The 20,330-nt window shown below is 69.7% G+C and carries 20 protein-coding genes; 10 read left to right on the top strand and 10 right to left on the bottom strand.

Going from position 1 to position 20,330, the window contains the following annotated elements; translation table 11 throughout:
* The first annotated feature begins 14 nt into the window (after positions 1-14).
* The gene (locus FFS56_RS20925; protein ID WP_267901544.1) at positions 15-143 is read left to right on the top strand and encodes a hypothetical protein; all 129 of its coding nucleotides are present in this window, start codon (positions 15-17) and stop codon (positions 141-143) included.
* A gap of 6 nt (positions 144-149) precedes the next feature.
* On the opposite strand, the gene FFS56_RS06225 is transcribed toward FFS56_RS20925, so the two are convergent.
* Positions 150-1,556 (bottom strand): PLP-dependent aminotransferase family protein, encoded by a 1,407-nt coding sequence (locus FFS56_RS06225; RefSeq protein WP_127011663.1) that lies wholly within the window; start codon positions 1,554-1,556, stop codon positions 150-152.
* Between FFS56_RS06225 and FFS56_RS06220 the strand changes: the two genes are divergently transcribed.
* On the top strand, positions 1,555-2,532 hold the full coding sequence (locus tag FFS56_RS06220; protein ID WP_127011662.1) for a DMT family transporter: 978 nt from the start codon (positions 1,555-1,557) through the stop codon (positions 2,530-2,532). The genes FFS56_RS06225 and FFS56_RS06220 overlap by 2 nt on opposite strands.
* Entirely contained in the window at positions 2,532-3,140 is a 609-nt protein-coding gene (locus FFS56_RS06215) for an FMN-binding negative transcriptional regulator (protein ID WP_046746778.1), read from the top strand. Before FFS56_RS06220 ends, FFS56_RS06215 begins: the two co-directional genes overlap by 1 nt.
* Positions 3,141-3,213: 73 nt before the next feature.
* Here the strand turns inward: FFS56_RS06215 and FFS56_RS06210 are convergent, their stop codons facing one another.
* A complete protein-coding gene (locus tag FFS56_RS06210; protein ID WP_127012920.1) occupies positions 3,214-4,377 on the bottom strand; it encodes an SLC13 family permease in 1,164 nt (387 codons plus the stop codon).
* A 206-nt stretch (positions 4,378-4,583) separates the two neighbouring features.
* Here FFS56_RS06210 and FFS56_RS06205 point away from each other — a divergent pair, with 206 nt between their 5' ends.
* The 6 genes from FFS56_RS06205 to FFS56_RS06180 are packed head-to-tail and all read left to right on the top strand — an operon-like array spanning position 4,584 to position 12,358.
* On the top strand, positions 4,584-4,673 hold the full coding sequence (locus FFS56_RS06205; protein WP_017201862.1) for a potassium-transporting ATPase subunit F: 90 nt from the start codon (positions 4,584-4,586) through the stop codon (positions 4,671-4,673).
* On the top strand, positions 4,673-6,352 hold the full coding sequence (gene kdpA, locus FFS56_RS06200) for a potassium-transporting ATPase subunit KdpA (RefSeq protein ID WP_127011661.1): 1,680 nt from the start codon (positions 4,673-4,675) through the stop codon (positions 6,350-6,352). Before FFS56_RS06205 ends, kdpA begins: the two co-directional genes overlap by 1 nt.
* A gap of 2 nt (positions 6,353-6,354) precedes the next feature.
* Positions 6,355-8,505 carry a potassium-transporting ATPase subunit KdpB gene (kdpB, locus tag FFS56_RS06195; protein WP_046746775.1) on the top strand — a complete coding sequence of 717 codons (2,151 nt, stop codon included), beginning with the start codon at positions 6,355-6,357 and terminating at the stop codon, positions 8,503-8,505.
* Between the two features lie 27 nt (positions 8,506-8,532).
* On the top strand, positions 8,533-9,135 hold the full coding sequence (gene kdpC, locus FFS56_RS06190; protein WP_046746774.1) for a K(+)-transporting ATPase subunit C: 603 nt from the start codon (positions 8,533-8,535) through the stop codon (positions 9,133-9,135).
* Entirely contained in the window at positions 9,132-11,690 is a 2,559-nt protein-coding gene (locus FFS56_RS06185; RefSeq protein ID WP_127011660.1) for an ATP-binding protein, read from the top strand. Before kdpC ends, FFS56_RS06185 begins: the two co-directional genes overlap by 4 nt.
* Positions 11,687-12,358 (top strand): response regulator transcription factor, encoded by a 672-nt coding sequence (locus FFS56_RS06180; RefSeq protein ID WP_046746772.1) that lies wholly within the window; start codon positions 11,687-11,689, stop codon positions 12,356-12,358. Before FFS56_RS06185 ends, FFS56_RS06180 begins: the two co-directional genes overlap by 4 nt.
* Here FFS56_RS06180 and FFS56_RS06175 read toward each other — a convergent pair.
* Positions 12,340-13,152 (bottom strand): tryptophan-rich sensory protein, encoded by an 813-nt coding sequence (locus FFS56_RS06175; protein WP_127011659.1) that lies wholly within the window; start codon positions 13,150-13,152, stop codon positions 12,340-12,342. The genes FFS56_RS06180 and FFS56_RS06175 overlap by 19 nt on opposite strands.
* Positions 13,153-13,259: 107 nt before the next feature.
* Positions 13,260-13,826, bottom strand: coding sequence for a TetR/AcrR family transcriptional regulator (locus tag FFS56_RS06170; RefSeq protein ID WP_046746352.1), 567 nt, complete (start codon positions 13,824-13,826; stop codon positions 13,260-13,262).
* A gap of 96 nt (positions 13,827-13,922) precedes the next feature.
* On the opposite strand from FFS56_RS06170, the gene FFS56_RS06165 reads away from it, so the two are divergent.
* Positions 13,923-14,765: an alpha/beta hydrolase gene (locus FFS56_RS06165; protein ID WP_127011658.1), complete on the top strand. Its 843-nt coding sequence runs from the start codon at positions 13,923-13,925 to the stop codon at positions 14,763-14,765.
* Between the two features lie 158 nt (positions 14,766-14,923).
* Here FFS56_RS06165 and FFS56_RS06160 read toward each other — a convergent pair whose 3' ends face one another.
* The 6 genes from FFS56_RS06160 to FFS56_RS06135 all read right to left on the bottom strand — a co-directional run bounded on the left by FFS56_RS06160 (position 14,924) and on the right by FFS56_RS06135 (position 20,303).
* On the bottom strand, positions 14,924-15,886 hold the full coding sequence (locus FFS56_RS06160; RefSeq protein WP_046746354.1) for a siderophore-interacting protein: 963 nt from the start codon (positions 15,884-15,886) through the stop codon (positions 14,924-14,926).
* Entirely contained in the window at positions 15,876-16,676 is an 801-nt protein-coding gene (locus FFS56_RS06155; RefSeq protein ID WP_045262087.1) for an ABC transporter ATP-binding protein, read from the bottom strand. Before FFS56_RS06155 ends, FFS56_RS06160 begins: the two co-directional genes overlap by 11 nt.
* Positions 16,673-17,755, bottom strand: a complete 1,083-nt coding sequence (locus FFS56_RS06150; protein WP_137771798.1) for an iron chelate uptake ABC transporter family permease subunit — start codon at positions 17,753-17,755, stop codon at positions 16,673-16,675. Before FFS56_RS06150 ends, FFS56_RS06155 begins: the two co-directional genes overlap by 4 nt.
* A complete protein-coding gene (locus FFS56_RS06145) occupies positions 17,752-18,801 on the bottom strand; it encodes an iron ABC transporter permease (protein WP_061016191.1) in 1,050 nt (349 codons plus the stop codon). Before FFS56_RS06145 ends, FFS56_RS06150 begins: the two co-directional genes overlap by 4 nt.
* Positions 18,802-18,834: 33 nt before the next feature.
* Positions 18,835-19,857 (bottom strand): iron-siderophore ABC transporter substrate-binding protein, encoded by a 1,023-nt coding sequence (locus FFS56_RS06140; protein WP_137771799.1) that lies wholly within the window; start codon positions 19,855-19,857, stop codon positions 18,835-18,837.
* Between the two features lie 242 nt (positions 19,858-20,099).
* Complete coding sequence (locus tag FFS56_RS06135) at positions 20,100-20,303, bottom strand: cold-shock protein (protein ID WP_017831237.1); 204 nt, start codon at positions 20,301-20,303, stop codon at positions 20,100-20,102.
* Positions 20,304-20,330 lie beyond the last annotated feature (27 nt).

Here is a 20,330-nt window from a genome sequence, read left to right as displayed (position 1 = left end):
GCGCAATACAGAGTATGAGCACTCTCGACGACGCGATCTTCCACCCGGCCCTCGACCCCGCCTCCGTTTCGCTGCCGAAGACGACCTCGGTGGATCTCACCTGGCTCTGGGCCGACCTCGGCGCGAAGCCCGAACAGCGCTGAACGCCCTCAGGCTCCGTCGAGCACGGCACCCAGGATGACGGCGGCCTCGGAGAAGCGGGCAGGGTCGGCGTTGGCGTAGTTGAGTCGCACGTAGGAACCGGACGGTTCGGCCGGGAACCACTCCGACCCCGGCGCGATGATGAGCCCGCGCACCTCGCACTCGCGCACGACCTGCACGACGTCCGTCCCGTCGGGCAGCCGTACCCACAGGTTGAGGCCGCCCGCCGGAACGCCCTCGACGTGCGCGGAGGGTGCGTGCGTCGCCAGGCTCGCGAGCAGCAGGTCGCGGCGCGCGCGCAGGTGCTCCCGGAATCCGCGGAGGTGCGTGCGCCACGCGGGCTGGGTGACCACGTCGAGCGCGGCGGCCTGCAGCAACCCGCTCACGTACATGGACTCGGCCGCCCGATCGGCGAGGATGCGATCCCGTGCCGGGCCGCGCGCGATCACGGCGGCGACGCGCAGGGCGGGCGAGGCGCTCTTGGTGAGCGAGCGCAGGTAGACCACGTGGCCGTCGTCGTCGGACGCGGCGATCGGACGCGGGTCGGCATCGATCCCCAGGTCGTGCGCCCAGTCGTCTTCGATCAGGAAGGCTCCGTGGCGGCGGACCGTCTCGAGCACGGCCTCCCGCGTGGCAAGCGGCCACTGCGCCCCGGTCGGATTCGCGAACGTCGGCTGCGCGTAGAACGCCCGAGCCCCGGTCTGCGCGAACGCCCGCTCGATGTCGTCGGGATCGGGGCCGTGCGCGCCGGAGGGGATCGGCACCAGCGTCACACCGGCCTGCGCCGCGGCGAGCAGCGCGCCCCAGTACGTCGGCGACTCGATCAGCAGCGGTTGCCCGACGCCCACGACCGCGCGGAAGATCGAGCTGAGCCCGCTCTGGCTTCCCGAGATGATGAGCGCGTCCCGCGCGGAGGCCGGGGTGATGCCGACGGGAGCGGCGGATGCGAGCTCGCCGGCGAACCAGGCCTGCAGCTCCGGAAGACCCGCAGCGGGGGAACGGGTCAGTGCCGCGTCCGAGCGAGCCGCGCGCACGAGCGCCTGCCGCACGAGCCGCTCCGGCAACAGGTCGACCGCGGGATAGCCCGAGTGCATACCGATCGCGTCGGGGGCGACAGTGCGCTGCGTCGACGACAGGCCGATGAGGCCCGTGGGCGCCGTGCCGAGGGCAGCCGTCTGCCAGCCGTAGTCGACCGAGCGGGCACGCGGCACGGCACGAACGAACGTCCCCGCTCCGGGTCGCGACTCGACCAGGCCGAGTCGGACGAGCTGCTGCATCGCCTTCTGCACCGTCACCGGGCTCGCCCCGTACTCGGCCATGAGGGCCCGGTTCGATGGCACCCGTGCACCGGGCGACGCCGAGGCGATCCACGCGCGCACGCCGGCGACGATGCGGTCACTGCTATCCTGACTCATGAAAGTAGACAGTAGCGTTATCACCTCGCGATCGACAGTGCTATCGACGCGCGCCGGCCTGTGGTGGGGGCTCCTGGGCGTTCTCGCCTTCTCCTTCACCCTCCCGTTCACGCGCATCGCGATCGGCGGGCTCACGCCGCTCTTCATCGGATCCGGCCGCGCGGTCATCGCCGCCCTCCTCGCCGGGATCGCCCTGGCCGCGACCCGCCAGCGGACACCGACCGGACGGCAATGGGCACGCCTCGCGATCGTCGCCGGCGGAGTGGTGGCCGGGTTCCCCCTGCTCACCTCCTTCGCGATGACCACGACCCCCGCCAGCCACGGCGCCGTCGTGATCGGTCTGCTTCCCGCCGCGACCGCGGTCGCCGTGGTGCTCCGCACCGGGGAACGCCCCGCCCGGTCCTTCTGGGTGTTCGCGCTCCTCGGCGCCGTCGCCGCGGTCGCCTTCGCCGCACTGCAGAACGGCGGGCTCGGCTCCCTCACCGGAGCAGACCTGCTGCTGTTCGGTGCCGTCGTCGCCGCGGCGATCGGATACGCGGAGGGAGGACTGCTCGCCCGCGAGCTCGGCTCCTGGCAGACCATCTCCTGGGCGTTGATCGTCGCTGCTCCGCTGATGGCCGTGCTGACCGTGGTGGCAGCGGTCCAGCAGCCTCCTGCAGCGACCCCCGTGCAGTGGCTGGCGTTCACGTACCTCGCTGCGGTGAGCATGTTCCTCGGCTTCTTCGCCTGGTATCGCGGTCTCGCGATCGGGCCGATGGCACAGGTGAGCCAGATCCAGCTCGTCCAACCCGTGATGAGCATCGCCTGGGCTGCACTCCTGCTGCACGAGCCGATCGGCTGGGCCACCGCGGTCGGCGGATTCACCGTGATCGCGTGCGCCGCGCTCGCGGTGCGCACCCGCCTGGCCAACCACCGGACAACCAGCCGCCCGACAACCACCCGCCGCACACCCACGCCCCACACGAAGGAGTCCTGATGCGTCACACACCCCGCTACCTGATGACCGACCCCGTCGAGGTGAAGCGCCTGATCCGCGGCAACCCCTGGGCGACGTTCGTCTCCCCGACGACCACGGGACTCATCGCCTCGCACTACCCCGCGCTGCTGGTCGAGGACGAGGACGACATCGTGATAGCGAGCCACTTCGGACGGCCGGATGAGCAACTCCACGAACTCGGTCGGCACGAGATACTCGTGATCATCCAGGGACCGCATGACTACGTGTCGCCGAGCCTCTACGCGCCCGGCGACCTGGTGCCGACCTGGAACCACGTCACCGCGCACCTCTACGGCATCCCCGAGATCCTCAGCGAGGAGGAGAACTACGCCATGCTCACGCGGCTGACCGACCACTTCGAGGACCACCGGGCGCACGGCCGCCACCTGTCGGAAGACGAGGAGGGCACACGACGAGCGGCGAAGGGGACGGTCGGTCTGCGGATGCGCGTCGCCCGGTTCGACGCCCGCGCCAAACTCAGCCAGAACAAGTCACCTGAGGTGCGAGAGCGCATCACCGCGCAGTTCACCGAGACCAACGCGGCCCTCGCAGCCGAGATGCGTCGGGTCGGCGAGGCTCCCCGCTGACCGGGTCGTGACACTAGTCACCCCAGCCGGTGGCACGATGTCGACCCTGAGCCTGACGCGGCAGGTGAGCGGGCTAGCCCGCGACCAGCATCAGCACGAGCACCGCGGCGAGCACGGTCGGGACGGCGGCCACCACGCCCCACAGCATGAAGCGGCTCCACCGGATCGTCACGCCCAGCGCGACGATCCGGTTGTGCCAGAGCAGCGTCGCGAGCGATGCCCACGGGGTGATGAGCGGGCCGATGTTCACGCCGATCAGCAGGGCCATCAGGGCGACGGGATCACCGGCGGCAGGCTCGAGCACGAGGTACGCCGGGAGGTTGTTGATCGCGTTGGCGCTCACGGCCCCGAGCGCGGCCAGCCGGAACAGGTCGCCGGGAGAGTCGCCGCTCGCGGTGGGCGAGGTCAGGAAGTCGAGCAGCCCCTGCGCGTGCGCGGCCTCGACCAGCACGAACAGCGACGCGGCGAGCGCGATCGCCTGCCACGGGACGAGCGAGAGCCGCAGGGCGCGGCGTCGACGGACGGCGAAGAGCACGATCAACGCGAGAGCCGCGACCGTGGCCGGGATCCACACGTCGTGGGTGAGCGCGAGCAGCGGCATCAGCACGAGGAGGATGCCGGTGGCGCTCCAGAACAGCGTCGGATCGGCCGGCCGCCGCGGCACGGGCGTCTCATACGCACCGAAGACCGTGCGCCGATGCAGGACGGTGAGGATCGCGACCGGCACCAGGATCCCCACGAGCGTGGGCGCCCAGCTAAGCGCGATGAACGCCCCTGGCCCTTCCCCCATGGCGGGCGCGGCGAGCAGGTTCGTGAGGTTCGAGACCGGCAGCGCGAGAGATGCCGTGTTGGCGAGCCAGACGGTGGCCAGGGCGAACGGCAACGGGGAGACGCCGATGCTCTGCGCCAGCACGACGACCACCGGGGTGACGATCACGGCAGTGGTGTCGAGCGAGAGGAACACGGTGCTCACCACGGCGAGCACGACCACCAGCGCCCACAGCACCGCGACGCGGCCCCGGCCCCAGCGTGCGAGACGCTGGGAGACGACGTCGAACACCGCCGCGTCGCGGGCGAGCTCGGCGACGATCGTGATCGCGACGACGAACCCCAGCACGGGTGCGATCCGTTCGCCGAGCGCACCGGCATCGGCCCGCGGCACGAACCCCGTGAGCACGCACACGAGCGCCGCGACCACGAGGGCGGCGACGATCCACGTCCCGGTCCCGATGCGCATCCTTCTGATTCCCACCTCGTGAGCATAGGGCCCAACCGTGAGCAACCCGCATGCATCGGGGCGGAGGGCGTAGGGGAAGCGTGAGGATCGCGGCGATGGGGGCCGTGCGGGAGTTGTATCGGATCCGTGCTCGACATCATCTACATCGCGCTGACTCTCGCGCTGTTCGCCCTCGTCTCCCTGGCGGCCAAGGGGGTGGAGCGACTGTGATCGTCTTCGAGATCCTCGCGGCCGCCCTCGCGGTCGCCGCCGTCGTCTACCTCGTGGTGGCGCTCGTCGCCCCGGAGAGGTTCTGATGGACGCGACGATCTGGTTCGGCATCCTGCAGGTCGCGGCCGTCGTGGTCGTGCTCGTGCTCCTCTACCGCCCCCTCGGCGACTACATCGCCCACGTCTACACCTCGGCACGCGACATGCGGGTCGAGCGCGGCGTCTACCGGCTGATCGGGGTCGACTCCTCATCGGAGCAGACGTGGCGCGCGTATGCCCGCAGCGTGCTCGCCTTCTCCGTGGTCGGGGTTCTCCTCGTCTACGGTCTCCAGCGCCTGCAGGCCTTCCTCCCCCAGTCGCTCGGGCTCCCGGCCGTACCCGAGGGGCTCTCCTTCAACACCGCCGCCTCGTTCGTGGCCAACACCAACTGGCAGTCGTACTCGCCCGAGCAGACCATGGGCTACACCGTGCAGCTCGCGGGTCTCACGGTGCAGAACTTCGTCTCGGCGGCGGTCGGTCTCACCATCGCGATCGCCCTCATCCGCGGCCTCGCCCGCCGGGGTTCGACCACGATCGGCAACTTCTGGGTCGATCTGATCCGCGGTCTCGGCCGCATCCTCCTCCCGATCGCCCTGATCGGCGCCGTGGCCCTGCTCGCGGGCGGCGTGATCCAGAACTTCGCCGGTTTCACCGACGTCACCACGGTGTCGGGCGGCACGCAGACCATCCCCGGCGGCCCTGTCGCCTCGCAGGAGGCCATCAAGCTGCTCGGCACCAACGGCGGCGGCTTCTTCAACGCCAACTCCGCGCACCCGTTCGAGAACCCGACCGGCTTCACGAACCTGCTGCAGGTGCTGCTGATCCTCGTGATCCCGTTCGCACTGCCCCGCACGTTCGGCCGCATGATCGGCGATCATCGTCAGGGCTACGCGATCGCCGCGGTCATGGGCACGATCTTCCTCGTCTCGACCTTCGCCCTCTCGGCGCTCGAGCTCGCGGGCCGCGGTACGGCGCCCGAGCTCGCCGGGGCGGCGATGGAGGGCAAGGAGGTGCGCTTCGGCATCCTGGGTTCGACCCTGTTCGGCAGCGCGAGCACCCTCACCTCGACGGGCGCCGTCAACTCGATGCACGACTCGTACACGGCGCTCGGCGGCATGATGCCGATGCTGAACATGATGCTCGGCGAGATCGCTCCCGGTGGCGTCGGCTCGGGCCTGTACGGCATGCTCGTGCTCGCGATCATCGCGGTGTTCGTCGGCGGACTGCTGGTCGGGCGCACCCCGGAGTATCTCGGCAAGCGGATCGGGCCGCGGGAGATCAAGCTCGCGAGCCTGTACATCCTGGTGACGCCGACCCTGGTGCTGGTCGGCACCGCGATGAGCTTCGCGATTCCCGGTATCAGGGAGGACGTGGAGTCCACCAGCATCCTGAACCCCGGGGTGCACGGCATGAGCGAGGTGCTCTACGCCTTCACCTCGGCGTCGAACAACAACGGCTCCGCTTTCGCCGGACTCACCGCGAACACCCCGTGGTTCAACACCGCCCTCGGCATCGCGATGCTGCTCGGCCGGTTCCTGCCAATCGTGCTCGTGCTGGCCCTCGCCGGTTCGTTCGCGGCGCAGGAGCGCATCCCCGCCACCTCCGGCACCCTGCCGACGCACCGACCCCAGTTCGTCGGTCTGCTCCTCACCGTGACGGTCGTCGTCACCGCGCTCACCTACTTCCCTGTGCTCGCACTGGGCCCGCTCGCTGAAGGACTCGTCTGACCATGACCCTCATCACCACCCCCGCGGAATCCTCCTCCGAACAACAGGATGCTGCGGCATCCGCCCCCACCGCACCGCGCTCCTTCGGCTGGTCGCAGCTCGTGCAGGCCCTTCCCGGCGCCGTGCGCAAGCTCAACCCGACGGCCTTGGTCCGCAACCCGGTCATGCTCCTGGTCTGGGTCGGCGCCGCGTTCACGACGGTGCTCGCGATCGCCGAGCCGTTCGTGGGCGGCCCGGCGGACTCCGGCGGCACCCCGGTGCCCGCGCCCTTCACCTGGGGAATCGCCATCTGGCTGTGGCTGACGGTGCTGTTCGCGAACGTCGCCGAGTCTGTCGCCGAGGGCCGCGGCAAGGCGCAGGCCGCGAGCCTGCGCAAGACCCGCACCAGCACGATGGCCCGGCGCGTGGTCGGCTACGACGGCACGGCGGATGCCGCGGCCGAGCACGCAGCGACCGCCCAGGTCTCGTCGGCCGAGCTGCAGCGCGACGACATCGTGATCGTCACGGCGGGCGAGCTGATCCCCGGCGACGGCGACATCGTCTCGGGCATCGCCACCGTCGACGAGTCGGCGATCACGGGCGAGAGCGCTCCGGTGATCCGAGAGTCCGGTGGCGACCGCAGTGCGGTGACCGGTGGCACCCGGGTGCTGTCGGACCGGATCGTGGTGCGCATCACCTCGAAGCCGGGCGAGACCTTCGTCGACCGCATGATCGCGCTCGTCGAAGGTGCCAGCCGTCAGCGCACTCCCAATGAGATCGCGCTGAACATCCTGCTCGCGAGCCTGTCGATCATCTTCGTGGTCGTGGTGCTGGCCCTGAACCCGATCGCGTCGTACGCCGCCTCCCCCGTCAGCATCCCGGTGCTCATCGCCCTGCTCGTCTGCCTGATCCCGACCACCATCGGGGCGCTGCTCTCGGCCATCGGCATCGCCGGCATGGACCGGCTCGTGCAGCGCAACGTGCTCGCGATGTCCGGTCGTGCGGTCGAGGCCGCGGGAGATGTCACCACCCTGCTGCTCGACAAGACGGGCACCATCACGTACGGCAACCGCCGGGCGCACGAGGTGCTGGCTCTTCCGGGTGTCGATGCAGACGAGCTGCTGCGCGTCGCGGCGCTGTCGTCTCTTGCGGACCCCACCCCAGAGGGTGCCTCGATCGTCGAACTCGCGGCCGCGCAGGGCATCCGGGTGATCGCCCCCGATGACGCCGTTGTCGTTCCGTTCACGGCACAGACCCGTATGTCGGGCCTCGACCTGGCCGACGGCACGCAGATCCGCAAGGGTGCCGGCTCCGCTGTCCGCGCCTGGCTCGGACTCGACGGCGACGACCTCGAACTCACGAGTCGCACCGACGCCGTGGCCGAGAGCGGCGGCACTCCTCTCGTCGTCGCGGTGAAAGGCCCTGGCGCGGACGCCCGCATCCTCGGCGTCGTGCACCTCAAGGACATCGTGAAGGACGGCCTGCGCGAGCGCTTCGACGAGCTGCGGGCGATGGGCATCCGCACCGTCATGATCACGGGCGACAACCCGCTCACGGCCGCCGCCATCGCGAAGGAGGCCGGTGTCGACGACTTCCTCGCCGAGGCCACCCCCGAAGACAAGCTCGAGCTCATCCGGCGGGAGCAGGAAGGAGGACGCCTGGTCGCGATGACCGGTGACGGCACGAACGACGCCCCCGCCCTCGCGCAGGCCGATGTCGGCGTCGCGATGAACACCGGCACCTCGGCGGCGAAAGAGGCGGGCAACATGGTCGACCTCGATTCCGACCCCACCAAGCTCATCGACATCGTGCGCATCGGGAAGCAGCTGCTCATCACGCGCGGAGCGCTCACCACGTTCTCGCTCGCGAACGACATCGCCAAGTACTTCGCGATCATCCCGGCGATGTTCATGGGGGTCTTCCCCGGACTCGCGGCCCTGAACATCATGCAGCTGCACTCGCCGGCGTCCGCTGTCACCAGTGCGATCATCTTCAACGCGATCGTGATCGTGTTCCTGATCCCGCTGGCTCTGCGAGGGGTGAAGTACCGCCCGGCGAGCGCCTCGCAGATCCTGCAGCGCAACCTGCTGATCTACGGTCTCGGCGGTGTGATCGCCCCGTTCATCGGCATCAAGCTCATCGACCTCGTGATCAGCCTCATCCCGGGCTTCTGACCCCGGCTCTGAAACGGAATCCAGAACATGTCATCCACTCGCACCGCTCTCCGCACCACCGGTGTCGCCGTCCGCGCGATGCTCGTGCTCACGCTCCTGCTCGGCGTCGGTTACACACTCCTGGTCACCGGCATCGGCCAGCTCCTGCTCCCGTGGCAGGCGAACGGCTCGCCCCTCCCCGACGACAGAGGAAGCGCGCTGATCGGCCAGTCCTTCACGGATGCCGACGGGGAGGCGCTGCCGAAGTACTTCCAGTCGCGCCCCTCCGCCGCAGGTGATGGGTACGACGGCGCCGGCTCCAGCGGCAGCAACCTCGGACCCGAGAACGCCGACCTGGTCGCCGCGATCGCCGAGCGCAAGGCCGCGATCGCGGAACGCGAGGGCGTCGACCCGTCGGAGGTGCCGGCCGACGCGGTCACCTCCTCGGGCTCGGGTCTCGATCCGCACATCAGCGTGGCGTATGCGCTGCTGCAGGTGCCGCGGGTGGCCGAGGCCCGCGGGCTGTCCACGCAGGAGGTGCGCGACCTCGTGGAGTCTAGGATTCAAGGGCGGGATCTGGGATTCCTCGGCGAGGAGCGCATCAACGTCGCCGAACTCAACCTCGCGCTCGATGACCGGGAGGGCGAATGACCGCAGCACCTCTTCGTCGAGCCCAGGGCCACCAGCGCCGGGGGCGGCTCCGAGTCCTGCTCGGGGCCGCCCCCGGCGTCGGCAAGACCTACGAGATGCTCGCCGAGGGACGGCGGATGCTCGACGAGGGCCACGACGTCGTGATCGCGATCGTGGAGACGCACGAGCGCGCCGCGACACAGGCGCAGACTGCAGGGCTCCCCGAGGTTCCACGGCGAGTCGACCTGCACCGCGGAGTCACGCTGACCGAGCTCGACGTGGACGCCGTGCTCGACCGCGCGCCCGAGATCGCCCTCGTGGACGAGCTGGCGCACACGAACGCCCCCGGCTCCCGCAACGCGAAGCGCTGGCAGGACGTGGACGAGCTGCTGGACGCCGGCATCGACGTGGTGACCACGGTCAACGTGCAGCACATCGAGTCGCTCAACGCCGTGGTCGAGAAGATCACCGGCATCGCACAGCAGGAGACGATTCCGGACGCCGTGGTCCGTGCCGCCGACGAGATCGAGGTCGTCGATCTGGCCCCGCAGACCCTGCGTGATCGCCTGTCGGCAGGACTCGTGTATCCCGCCGAGCGGATTGACGCCGCCCTGTCGAACTACTTCCGCCTCGGCAACCTCACCGCACTGCGCGAGCTGGCCCTGCTCTGGCTCGCCGACGAGGTCGACAGCGCGCTGCGCAGCTACCGTGCCGAGCAGGGCATCGAGGGCACATGGCAGGCCAGGGAGCGCGTGGTCGTCGCCCTGACCGGAGGGCCAGAGGGCGAGACCCTCCTCCGCCGTGGAGCCAGGATCGCGGCCCGCTCCGCCGGTGGGGAACTGCTCGCCGTGCACATCTCCGCGCAGGACGGTCTGCGCGACGAGACGCCCGGTGCCCTCGCCGCACAGCGCACCCTCGTGGAATCGCTCGGCGGCACCTATCACCAGGTCGTCGGCGACGACATCCCCGCCACACTCGTCGAGTTCGCACAGGGCGCCGACGCCACTCAGCTCGTGATCGGCGTCAGCAGACGCAGCCGACTGGCCGCCGCTCTCACCGGTCCCGGCATCGGCTCGGAGGTCATCCGGCGCTCCGGCGACATCGACGTGCACATCGTCACCCATGCCGCGGCGGGCGGGCGGATGGTGCTCCCGCGCATCAAGGGGGGAGCGCTGGGCTGGCGGCGGCAACTGCTCGGCTTCGGCGTCGCCCTGGTCTTCGGCCCGATCCTGTCGTGGATCATGTACACGTATCGCAGTCCCGAGTCGATCACCGCCGAAGTGCTCGCCTACCAGCTGCTCGTGGTCGTGGTCGCCCTCATCGGCGGCATCCGTCCCGCGGTGTTCGCCGCCGTGCTCTCGGGCATCACCCTCGACTTCCTCTTCGTCGCGCCGCTCTTCACGATCACGATCGCGCACCCGCTGCACGTGCTGGCTCTCGCGCTCTACGTCGTGATCGCGATCCTGGTCAGCATCATCGTCGACCAGGCTGCCCGTCGAGCCCGCACCGCCCAACGTGCGGCCGCCGAAGCCGAGCTGCTCGCCGCCGTCGCCGGCAACGTGCTGCGCGGTGACAACGCGGTGCTCGCCCTGGTCAGCCGCACCCGAGAGGCGTTCGGCCTGAGCGGCGTGCGCCTGCTCGCACCGGATGGCGAGGTGCTGGCGAGCGACGGCGAGCCCCTGGCCGACGGACGCGCCACGACCATCCCGGTCGGAGTGGTCACCGGCGGGGGTCCCCGTGCGGTGCTGGAGCTGAACGGAGAGCCGCTCGCCGGTCCCGAGCGCCGGCTGCTGGATGCGATCGTCGCCCAGCTCGCCGCCGCGATCGAGCACACCGATCTGCGGGCCACCGCCAGGGAGGCCGAGGCTCTGGCCGAGACCGATCAGGTGCGCAGCGCTCTGCTGTCGGCCGTGAGCCACGATCTGCGGCGTCCGCTCGCCTCCGCGGTCGCCGCGATCGGTGGCCTTCGCGGTGCCCACGGACTCTCGGAGTCCGACCGCGCCGAGTTGCTCGCGACCGCCGACGAGAGCCTCGCGACGCTGTCGACGCTCGTCACGGATCTGCTCGACGTGAGCCGCGTGCAGGCCGGAGTGCTGGCGGTCTCGTCGTCCCGGATGGACGCTGCCGGCATCGTGCTCGCAGCCGTCGACGAGCTGGGTCTCGGTCCGTCCGACGTCGAGCTGGCCCTCGACCCCGATCTGCCCCCGCTGTACGCCGACCCCGTGCTGCTGCTTCGCGTGCTGGTCAACGTGATCGCCAACGCCCACCGGCACGCCCCCGACGACTCACGCATCATCGTCTCCACGAGCGCTCTCGGCGACCGCGCCGAGATCCGGATCATCGACCGTGGGGAAGGCGTCTCGCCCGAGCGTCGCGACCGCATCTTCCAGCCGTTCCAACGCTTCGGCGACACCGACAACACCACGGGACTCGGTCTGGGACTCGCCCTGTCGCGCGGGTTCACCGAGGGCATGGGCGGTACCCTGACACCCGAGGACACCCCCGGCGGCGGCCTCACGATGGTCATCTCCCTGCCGCTGGCCGCAGGATCCCGCGACATGGAAGGCACGGAGTGAAGCTCCTCATCGCCGACGACGATCCGCAGATGGTCCGCGCCCTGCGGATCACCCTCGCCGCCCACGGCTATGACGTGGTGGTCGCCCCCGACGGCGCGGCCGCGATCGCCGCAGCCGCGCAGACGCATCCGGACCTCATCATGCTCGATCTGGGCATGCCCCGCCTCGACGGCATCGAGGTCATCCAGGCGCTTCGCGGATGGACCAACGTGCCCATCATCGTGGTGTCGGGACGCACGGGGTCCGCCGACAAGGTCGAGGCACTCGACGCCGGGGCCGACGACTTCGTGACCAAGCCGTTCCAGGTGGACGAGCTGCTGGCACGTCTGCGGGCGCTGTCACGACGGTCTGCTCCGGCGGGCGGCGAGTCCACGGTGGCTTTCGGCGATGTGGTGGTCGACCTCTCGACCAAGACCGTCACCCGCGGCGGCACGAGGGTGCACCTCACGCCGACCGAGTGGCGCATGCTGGAGCACCTGTCCCGGCACCCGGGCGCACTCGTCACCCGCCAGGATCTGCTCAAGGAGATCTGGGGCAGTGAGCAGGTGTCCGACTCCGGCTACCTGCGCCTGTACATGTCGCAGCTGCGCAAGAAGCTGGAGCAGGAGCCGGGTGCTCCGGTGCATCTGCTCACCGAATCGGGCATGGGCTACCGGCTCGTGCTCTGAGCCCCAGCGCTCCGGGTGCGCGACCGGCGCACGACCGCCGCGACCCCGGTGAGCACGAGCAGCACGGCCACGATGATCGCGGCGATCGCCGTCGCGGTGCTCTCGGGCTCTCCCGTGAGGCGACCGACCGCGAGCCAGGCGAGACCCCAGGCCGTCGCGAGGGCAGGAGCGATGCGTCCGGTGGCCCACGCCGCGGCAGCCCCGATCACCAGGACCACGATGAGCACGGCGATGGCCCAGGCATCCGCTGCCTGCGCCCAGCTCTTCGGAGCGATCTGCGTGAACCACGCGGCCGTGTTCGCCACCGTCGCGATGGTGACCCAACCGAAGTGCAGGCCGTTCGCGCCGTCAGTGAGGATGCGGTCGGCGAGGTTCCGGGAGGGAAAGCGGCCGAGCAGCACGATCACCCGCGCGAGCACGGCCAGGAGCGCCGCGATCACGACGACCGTGAGCCACAGCGTCAGGAACCGTGCGGTCACCAGCCACAGCCCGTTCAGCACCATCGAGGCGGCGATCCACCCGCCCACGGCCTGCTGACGCGGATCCTGCCGCTGAGCGGGGAGCGCCTGCCACACCGTGTAGGCGATCAGCCCGAGGTAGATCAGCGACCAGATCGAGAATGCGGGCCCCGCCGGCGCGAGGTACGAGCCCTGAGCCGAGAGCGCCCCGTCCTGCAGATCGTCGACGGACGCGCCGCCGAATGCTCCGGCCCCGACAGCGGCCGCGATCACCATGAATGTCGCCGCCGCGATGATCAGCGCCTGACGACCGATGCCCTTCGTGCGTGATTCCATGCCCCGAAGGCTACGGCTGTCCTTCCTCGGTCGCACCGGCCTTGACAGAGGTGCGCCGTTTCGCTAACCAAGTTAGCCAAAATACGGATGATGCGCCGGGCGAGAGTTCAGGCGCGGGCGAAAGCCGCGTCGATCAGCACCTCGGCCGCACCCCGCGCCTGTGCGGCGACGGCTGGATCGGCCGAGATCGCCGCGGTGCTCTGCGCTCCTTCGGCGAGGATCGACAACTGCGCGGCGAGCGCGGGCGGAGCTCCGGTGTCGGCGACGAGGCCGGCCATGTACTCCTGGAATGACGCCTTGTGCGCCCGCACGATCTCCGCGACCTCCACATTGGTGCCACCGAGTTCGCCGAACGCATTGATGAAGGCGCAGCCACGGAAGTCGTCGGCGCAGAACCAGTTCTCGAGGTACCCGTAGACGGCCAGGATGCGCGCACGGGGGTCATCCCCCGCATCCGACACCGCCCCCGAGAGGCCGGACTCCCACTCCGCGTGCTTGCGCGCCAGCACGGCCGCGACGATGTCGCTCTTGGCAGGGAAGAGCGCGTAGAGGCGGCGCAGCGACACGCCGGCGGCCGAGCGCAGCTCGTCCATGCCCACAGCGGCGTAGCCCTTGCGGTAGTAGAGCTCCTCCGCGGCGGACAGGATGCGCTCGCGAGCCTCGTCTTCGGTCATGTCCAGAAGTCTACTTGACACGAGAACGAACGTTCTCTAGATTGAGGACATCGAGCGAGAACGACCGTTCTCACCGGAACCGAAAGGATCAGGACCATGGGCTACATCACCGTCGGAAACGAGAACAGCACCGCGATCGAGCTCTACTACGAAGACCAGGGAGCCGGTCAGCCCGTCGTCCTGATCCACGGCTACCCGCTCGACGGGCACAGCTGGGAGCGCCAGACCCGCGAACTCCTCGCCCAGGGCTACCGCGTCATCACCTACGACCGCCGCGGATTCGGCCAGTCCTCAAAGGTGAACTCCGGCTACGACTACGACACGTTCGCCGCCGACCTGAACACCGTGCTCGAGACCCTCGACCTGCGCGACGTGGTGCTCGTCGGCTTCTCGATGGGTACCGGCGAGCTCGCCCGCTACGTCGCCCGCTACGGGCACGACCGCGTCGCCAAGCTCGCCTTCCTCGCCTCGCTCGAACCGTTCCTCGTGCAGCGCGACGACAACCCCGAGGGCGTGCCGCAGGAGGTGTTCGACGGCATCGAGGCCGCGGCGAAGGGCGACCGCTTCGCGTGGTTCACCGACTTCTACAAGAACTTCTACAACCTCGACGAGAACCTCGGCTCGCGCATCAGCGAGCAGGCCGTGACCGGCAGCTGGAACGTCGCGATCGGCAGCGCGCCCGTGGCTGCCTACGCCGTCGTGCCCGCCTGGATCGAGGACTTCCGCGCCGACGTCGAGGCTGTGGCAGCGGCCGCGAAGCCCACGCTCATCCTGCACGGCACGAAGGACAACATCCTCCCGATCGATGCCACCGCGCGCCGCTTCCACCAGGCGGTCCCGGAGGCCGACTACGTCGAGGTCGAGGGCGCCCCGCACGGCCTGCTCTGGACCCACGCCGACGAGGTCAACGCCGCGCTGAAGACCTTCCTCGCGAAGTAACCCCTCCCCTGCCAGCCGTCCGTTCTCCGGGGCAGGCAGGCCGAAACGGAGACGACCCGGCATCCGGGCGGCGCGTCCACACAAGACACGCCGGCGGATGCTCGGGTCGTCTCCGTTTTGGCAGGAAGGAGGAAGGCTAGGAAGAGGGAGGAGGGGGGTCAGCCGCGCATGGCGACACCGCGGCGCCAGTAGCCCATGAAGGCCACCTGGCTGCGGTCGATGCCGAGGTCCTTGACCAGGTGGCGACGCAGCGTGGTGACCACGCCGCTCTCCCCCGCGATCCAGAAGTAACGTTCGGCCGGAGCGTCGGCCGTGGCGATGTCCTCGCCGAGACCGGAGTACTCCGGCGTCTCCCACAGCAGGTCCTCGCCGTCGATGTCCTTCACCCGGATCTCGTCCGCAGCGTCGGCGTCTCCGAGGTAGCCGAGCACGGCGGGGATCAGTCGCAGCCCGTGCGGCTCGCCGGCATCACGGGGAAGCCAGTGCACCTCGACCCCTGAGGGCACGTCGATGCGCAGGATGTCGGCAGGCGAGGGCACCTCGATGAAGGCGACACCGCGCAGGTCGCGCGGCGCGTCCTCCAGGATGCGGGCGATCGCCGGAGCAGCCGTCTCGTCGCCCGCGAGCACGACCGATGCCGCGGTACCGGGGGCGAATTCGGCCCCTCCGTGCGCATCCACGTCCACCCCGCGGCGGGGTCCGACCAGGTAGAGCTCCTGCCCGACCGCGGCCTGGCTCGCCCACAGGGAGGCCGGCCCGGTCAGACCCGGCTCGAGGTGCAGCACGAAGTCGACGTCCACCTCGGTGCCGGTCTCGGGATCGACCCGCAGCTCGCGCACGGAGTAGGTGCGCATGGATCCGCGCTCCTCCTCCGGCACGGCGAGGAAGGCCTGCCACCAGTTGTCCGATGCCCTGTCGAGGTCGGGCAGCACTCCGGACGCGGGTGGGAAGACCAGCTTGATGCGGCTGTCGAACACCTCACCCGGTGTGCCGAACTCGCTCAACTCGTCTCCACCGAAGGTCACCCGCACGAAGGAGGGCGAGACACGCGCGACGGCCCGCACCTCGGCGCGGGTGAGGATGTAGGTCGGGCGCTCGGTCGTGGTCGTCTCAGCGGACATGGTGCCTCCCGATGGGTGTGACCATCGGCTTGCCGGAGACCGGATCGATGGTGATCTGATTGGCGAGGCCGAAGACCTCTTCGACGAGCTCGGCGGTGACGATGTCCTGGGGTGCGCCCGTCGCATGCACGCGCCCGTCCTTCATCGCGACCAGCTCGTCGGCGTAACGGGCGGCGAGGTTCAGGTCGTGCAGCACCATGACGATCGTGGTGCCGCGTGAGACGCTCAGGTCGGTGAGCAGGTCGAGCACCTCGACCTGGTGCGCGACGTCGAGGAAGGTGGTCGGCTCGTCCAGCAGCAGGATGTCGGTCTCCTGCGCGAGGGCCATCGCGATCCACACGCGCTGCCGCTGGCCACCGGAGAGCTCGTCGACGCTGCGGTCGGCGAGGTCGGAGATGCCGGTCGCGTCGAGGGCGTCTGCCACCACCTCGTAGTCATGCGTGCTCCAGCGGGCGAGCATCTTCTGATGCGGGTGCCGTCCGCGGCCGACCAGATCGGCGACCGCGATGCCCTCCGGCGCGACGGGCGACTGCGGAAGCAGCCCGAGGATGCGCGCGACCTCCTTGGTCGGGCGTGCGTGCACCGACTTGCCGTCGAGCACGATCTGCCCGTCGCTCGGCGACAGCAGACGGGCGAGCGAACGCAGCAGCGTCGACTTGCCGCATCCGTTCGCTCCCACGATGGTCGTGATGCGGCCGGGGGCGATCTGCAGGTCGAGACCGTCGATGATGGTGCGGTCGCCGTAGGCGAGCGTGACGCCCTCGGCGGACAGGCTGTGCGAGACGGTCAAAGCGAACCCCCGGAGCGGTTGGTGCGGATGAGGAGATAGATCAGGTACGGCGCACCGACGACGCCGGTGATGACTCCGACGGGGTAGCGGGTTCCGAAGGCGAACTGGCCGATGAGGTCGCCGGCGAGCACGAGCAGAGCCCCGACGAATGCCGACGGCAGGAGCAGGTTCGCGCCTGGACCCGTGATGCGCGCGGCGATGGGCCCCGCCATGAACGCGACGAAGGCGATGGGCCCGGTGGCGGCCGTCGCGAATGCGAGCAGCGCGACCGCACCGAGGATGAGCAGCAGACGTGTGGCGTTGACGCGGATGCCGAGCCCCGCCGCCGAATCGTCTCCCAGCTGGAGCGCTCCGAGTGCGCGGCCCTGCGACAGCATCAGCGGCACGATGATCAGCGCGGCGATCGCCATCGGCAGCACCCGCTCCCACGATGCGTTGTTGAGGCTTCCGGTGAGCCACTGCATCGCGGTCTGGATGTCCCAGTTCGCCGCGCGCGACAGCAGGTAGGAGATGACGCTCTGCAGCATCGCCGCGATGCCGATCCCGATCAGGATGAGCCGCGTGCCGGCGAAGCCGCCCTTGATCGAGAGGAGGTAGATCACGAAGGCCGTGACCACGGCACCGACGAGCGCGAGCAGCGACACGACCGGCCCGTTGACGGAGAGCACGATGATGCCGAACACGGCTGCAGCTCCGGCGCCGTTGGAGATGCCGATGATGTCGGGCGAGGCGAGGGGGTTTCGCAGCATCGTCTGGAAGCAGACGCCCGCCATGCCGAAGGCGATGCCGGTGAGGACGGCGAGCACCGCGCGCGGCAGCCGCAGGTCGCCCACCGTGAACGACGCCCCCGGCACGGTCTCGCCGAGGATCACGCGGATCACCTCGTCCGGTGTGTAGAACGTGTTCCCCGCCATGAGAGCGACCGCGAAGAGGGCGAGGACCAGGACGCCGAGCACGATCGTGGCGATCGCGTGACGATCGTGGCGCGAGCGTCGGCCCGCGACGATCCGCGTGATGCGGGCGGCGGCGGACTCCTCGCCGCGTTCGAGGGTGTGCTCGGTGTGCTCGGTCGTGCTCACAGCTCACGCACCTTCTGCCGACGGACGATCCAGATGAAGAACGGCGCTCCGATGATGGCGGTGATGATGCCGACCTGGATCTCCTCGGACGACGGCGCGATCACGCGGCCCACGATGTCGCTCGCCGTCAGCAGGGCGGCGCCGGCGATGGCCGAGAACGGAAGCAGCCAGCGGTGGTCGGTCCCCACCAGCATGCGGCACACGTGCGGGATGATCAGCCCGACGAATCCGATGGGTCCGGCGATCGCGGTCGCGGCCCCGGCGAGGATCACGGCGCCGAGTGCCGAGATCATGCGGGTGCGGAACACGTTCTCGCCGAGACCCTTGGCCATCTCGTCGCCGAGGGCGAGGGAGTTCATGCCCCGCGAGCACAGGAAGCAGATGAGGGCGCCGACGGCGAGCACCGGCGCGGTCAGGGCGATGCGCGGCCACTCCGCTCCGCCGACGCCGCCGATCTGCCAGGACTGGAACGTCTGCAGCAGGTCGACGCGGGGCAGCATCACGGCGCTGATGAGCGAGGCGAAGGCGGCCGATGTCGCCGCCCCCGCGAGTGCGAGCTTGAGAGGGGTCGCTCCCCCGCGCCCGAGCGAGCCGACCGTGTAGACGAAGACGGCGGCGACGCCGGCGCCCACGATCGCGAAGGCCATCTGCCCGTAGGGGTCGGCGAGTCCGAAGAAGGCGATGCCGCAGACCACAGCCAGGGAGGCGCCGTTCGAGACGCCGAGGATGCCGGGGTCGGCGATCGGGTTCCGAGTGACCGCCTGCATGGTCGCTCCGGAGAGGGCGAGCGCAGCGCCGACGAGGAGGGCGAGCACGGTGCGCGGTATGCGCTTCACGATCGCGGCCTCGGCGATCGTGTCGGTGTGGCCCGTGAGCGCGGCGACGATGTCGTCGAACGAGACCGCGCGCACGCCGAAGGAGATCGACAGGACGCTGAGGACGACGAGCACCACCAGCCCGACGAGGAGCCAGATGGTTCGCACCAGCACCGGGCGCCGCAGGTCTGCGGCGCCCGGTGCTGGTGCGATGACGGTTGCTGAGGTCACTGAGCATTCACTCCGCTGCTGCGGATGGAACGGCTACTTGGACAGCGGCGCGGCCAGGAGTGCGAGGTAGTCGCTGAGTCCCCACGGGATCGACAGCGGCGACGGGTTCGCGGAGGCCGCGATCGGGGTGGCGTCGGGAAGGACGGCGATGCGTCCCTCGGCGATGGCCGGGATCTTCGACAGCAGCGGGTCGGCCTGCAGCAGCGGGATGATCGACTCGTCGCCATAGGTGATGAACAGGTCGACGTCGTCGAACTTCTGCGCCTCTTCCGCGCTGACGGTCAGGTAGAACTGGTCGCTGTCCTTGTTCTCCTCGACGATCGAGGGGAACGGCAGGCCGAGGTCGTGGAGGTAGCCGGGACGCGTGTCGATCGCGGTGTAGTAGCCGATCTGGCTGAGATCGGTCGGATCGATGTAGGAGAACAGGACCTTCTTGTCCTTGAGCACGCTGTTCGCTTCGAGGGCCTTCTGCGCGTCGGCGTCGAGTTGCTCGATCAGGGCCTTGCCCTCCTTCTCGAGGCCGAGGGCCTTGGAGTCCATCTCGATCATGTCGTCGACCGAGGTGCCCCAGGCGACCTTCGGGTAGGCGATGACCGGGGCGATCTTGGAGAGGGTGTCGTACTCCTCCTGCGTCAGACCGGAGTAGGCGGCGAGGATCACGTCGGGCTCGGTGTCGGCGACGGCCTCGTAGTCGATGCCGTCCGTCTCGTCGAACAGCACCGGCGTCTCGGCACCCAGCTCGTCGAGCTTCTCCTCGACCCAGGGCAGCACACCGTTGTCGTCGTCGCCCCAGGCGGCCTTGCTCATGCCGACCGGAACGATGCCCAGTGCCAGCGGCACCTCGTGGTTCGCCCAGGCCACGGTCGCGACGCGCTCGGGCTTCTCGGTGATCGTGGTCTCGCCGTAGACGTGCTCGACGGTGACGGGGAAGGCGTCGTCGGAGGCGGGGTTGCCGCCGGCGCTCGAGGTCGACTCCGGCGCGGAGGATGCGCAGGCGGAGAGGCCGATGGCGAGCGCGGCGGCCGCGCCGATGGCGAGGATTCGAGAGGTGCGCACAGGCGTTCCTTCGGTTCGGGGTGAGGGGGCGGCACGGGTGATGCGCCCAGCCTTTGGTAAGCCTGGCCTAATCTAACACGGAGGTTAGGTGATCCTCACCCTGAGATTCCCCGTTCGAATCGCGCGAATGGGAGTGAACTGCCGCCGGATGGGACCATTCGCGCGATTCGAACGGCGGCAGCGCACGAAAAAACCGGCCGGACCCGTGAGGGTCCGACCGGTTTCAGGAAGTCAGCGCGCGCTCAGAGAGCGCGGATGTTCGCCGCCTGCATGCCCTTGGGGCCACGCTCAGCGTCGAATTCGACCTTCTGGTTCTCGCGGAGCTCCTTGAAACCGGAGCCGGCGATAGCCGAGTAGTGGGCGAAAAGGTCGTCCGAGCCGTCATCGGGAGCGATGAAGCCGAAGCCCTTTTCCGCGTTGAACCATTTCACAGTGCCAGTGGCCATGTGTTTCTACTTTCTGTTGACTTAGCC

The sequence above is a fragment of the Microbacterium sp. Beta genome, assembly GCF_005502545.1.
GTDB classification, from domain to species: Bacteria; Actinomycetota; Actinomycetes; order Actinomycetales; family Microbacteriaceae; genus Microbacterium; species Microbacterium oxydans.
Note: the sequence above shows the minus strand (reverse complement) of the source record. Positions and strands in the feature narration are given on the sequence as shown.

Bases quoted from the DNA above. Each gene is read 5' to 3' on its own strand.
- kdpA (WP_127011661.1), top strand. From the start codon at position 4,673: ATGGACGCGACGATCTGGTTCGGCATCCTGCAGGTCGCGGCCGTCGTG.
- FFS56_RS06220 (WP_127011662.1), top strand. From the start codon at position 1,555: ATGAAAGTAGACAGTAGCGTTATCACCTCGCGATCGACAGTGCTATCG.
- FFS56_RS20925 (WP_267901544.1), top strand. From the start codon at position 15: ATGAGCACTCTCGACGACGCGATCTTCCACCCGGCCCTCGACCCCGCC.
- kdpB (WP_046746775.1), top strand. From the start codon at position 6,355: ATGACCCTCATCACCACCCCCGCGGAATCCTCCTCCGAACAACAGGAT.
- FFS56_RS06160 (WP_046746354.1), bottom strand. From the start codon at position 15,886: ATGTCCGCTGAGACGACCACGACCGAGCGCCCGACCTACATCCTCACC.
- FFS56_RS06165 (WP_127011658.1), top strand. From the start codon at position 13,923: ATGGGCTACATCACCGTCGGAAACGAGAACAGCACCGCGATCGAGCTC.
- FFS56_RS06225 (WP_127011663.1), bottom strand. From the start codon at position 1,556: ATGAGTCAGGATAGCAGTGACCGCATCGTCGCCGGCGTGCGCGCGTGG.
- FFS56_RS06170 (WP_046746352.1), bottom strand. From the start codon at position 13,826: ATGACCGAAGACGAGGCTCGCGAGCGCATCCTGTCCGCCGCGGAGGAG.
- kdpC (WP_046746774.1), top strand. From the start codon at position 8,533: ATGTCATCCACTCGCACCGCTCTCCGCACCACCGGTGTCGCCGTCCGC.
- FFS56_RS06135 (WP_017831237.1), bottom strand. From the start codon at position 20,303: ATGGCCACTGGCACTGTGAAATGGTTCAACGCGGAAAAGGGCTTCGGC.
- FFS56_RS06185 (WP_127011660.1), top strand. From the start codon at position 9,132: ATGACCGCAGCACCTCTTCGTCGAGCCCAGGGCCACCAGCGCCGGGGG.
- FFS56_RS06210 (WP_127012920.1), bottom strand. From the start codon at position 4,377: ATGCGCATCGGGACCGGGACGTGGATCGTCGCCGCCCTCGTGGTCGCG.
- FFS56_RS06215 (WP_046746778.1), top strand. From the start codon at position 2,532: ATGCGTCACACACCCCGCTACCTGATGACCGACCCCGTCGAGGTGAAG.
- FFS56_RS06175 (WP_127011659.1), bottom strand. From the start codon at position 13,152: ATGGAATCACGCACGAAGGGCATCGGTCGTCAGGCGCTGATCATCGCG.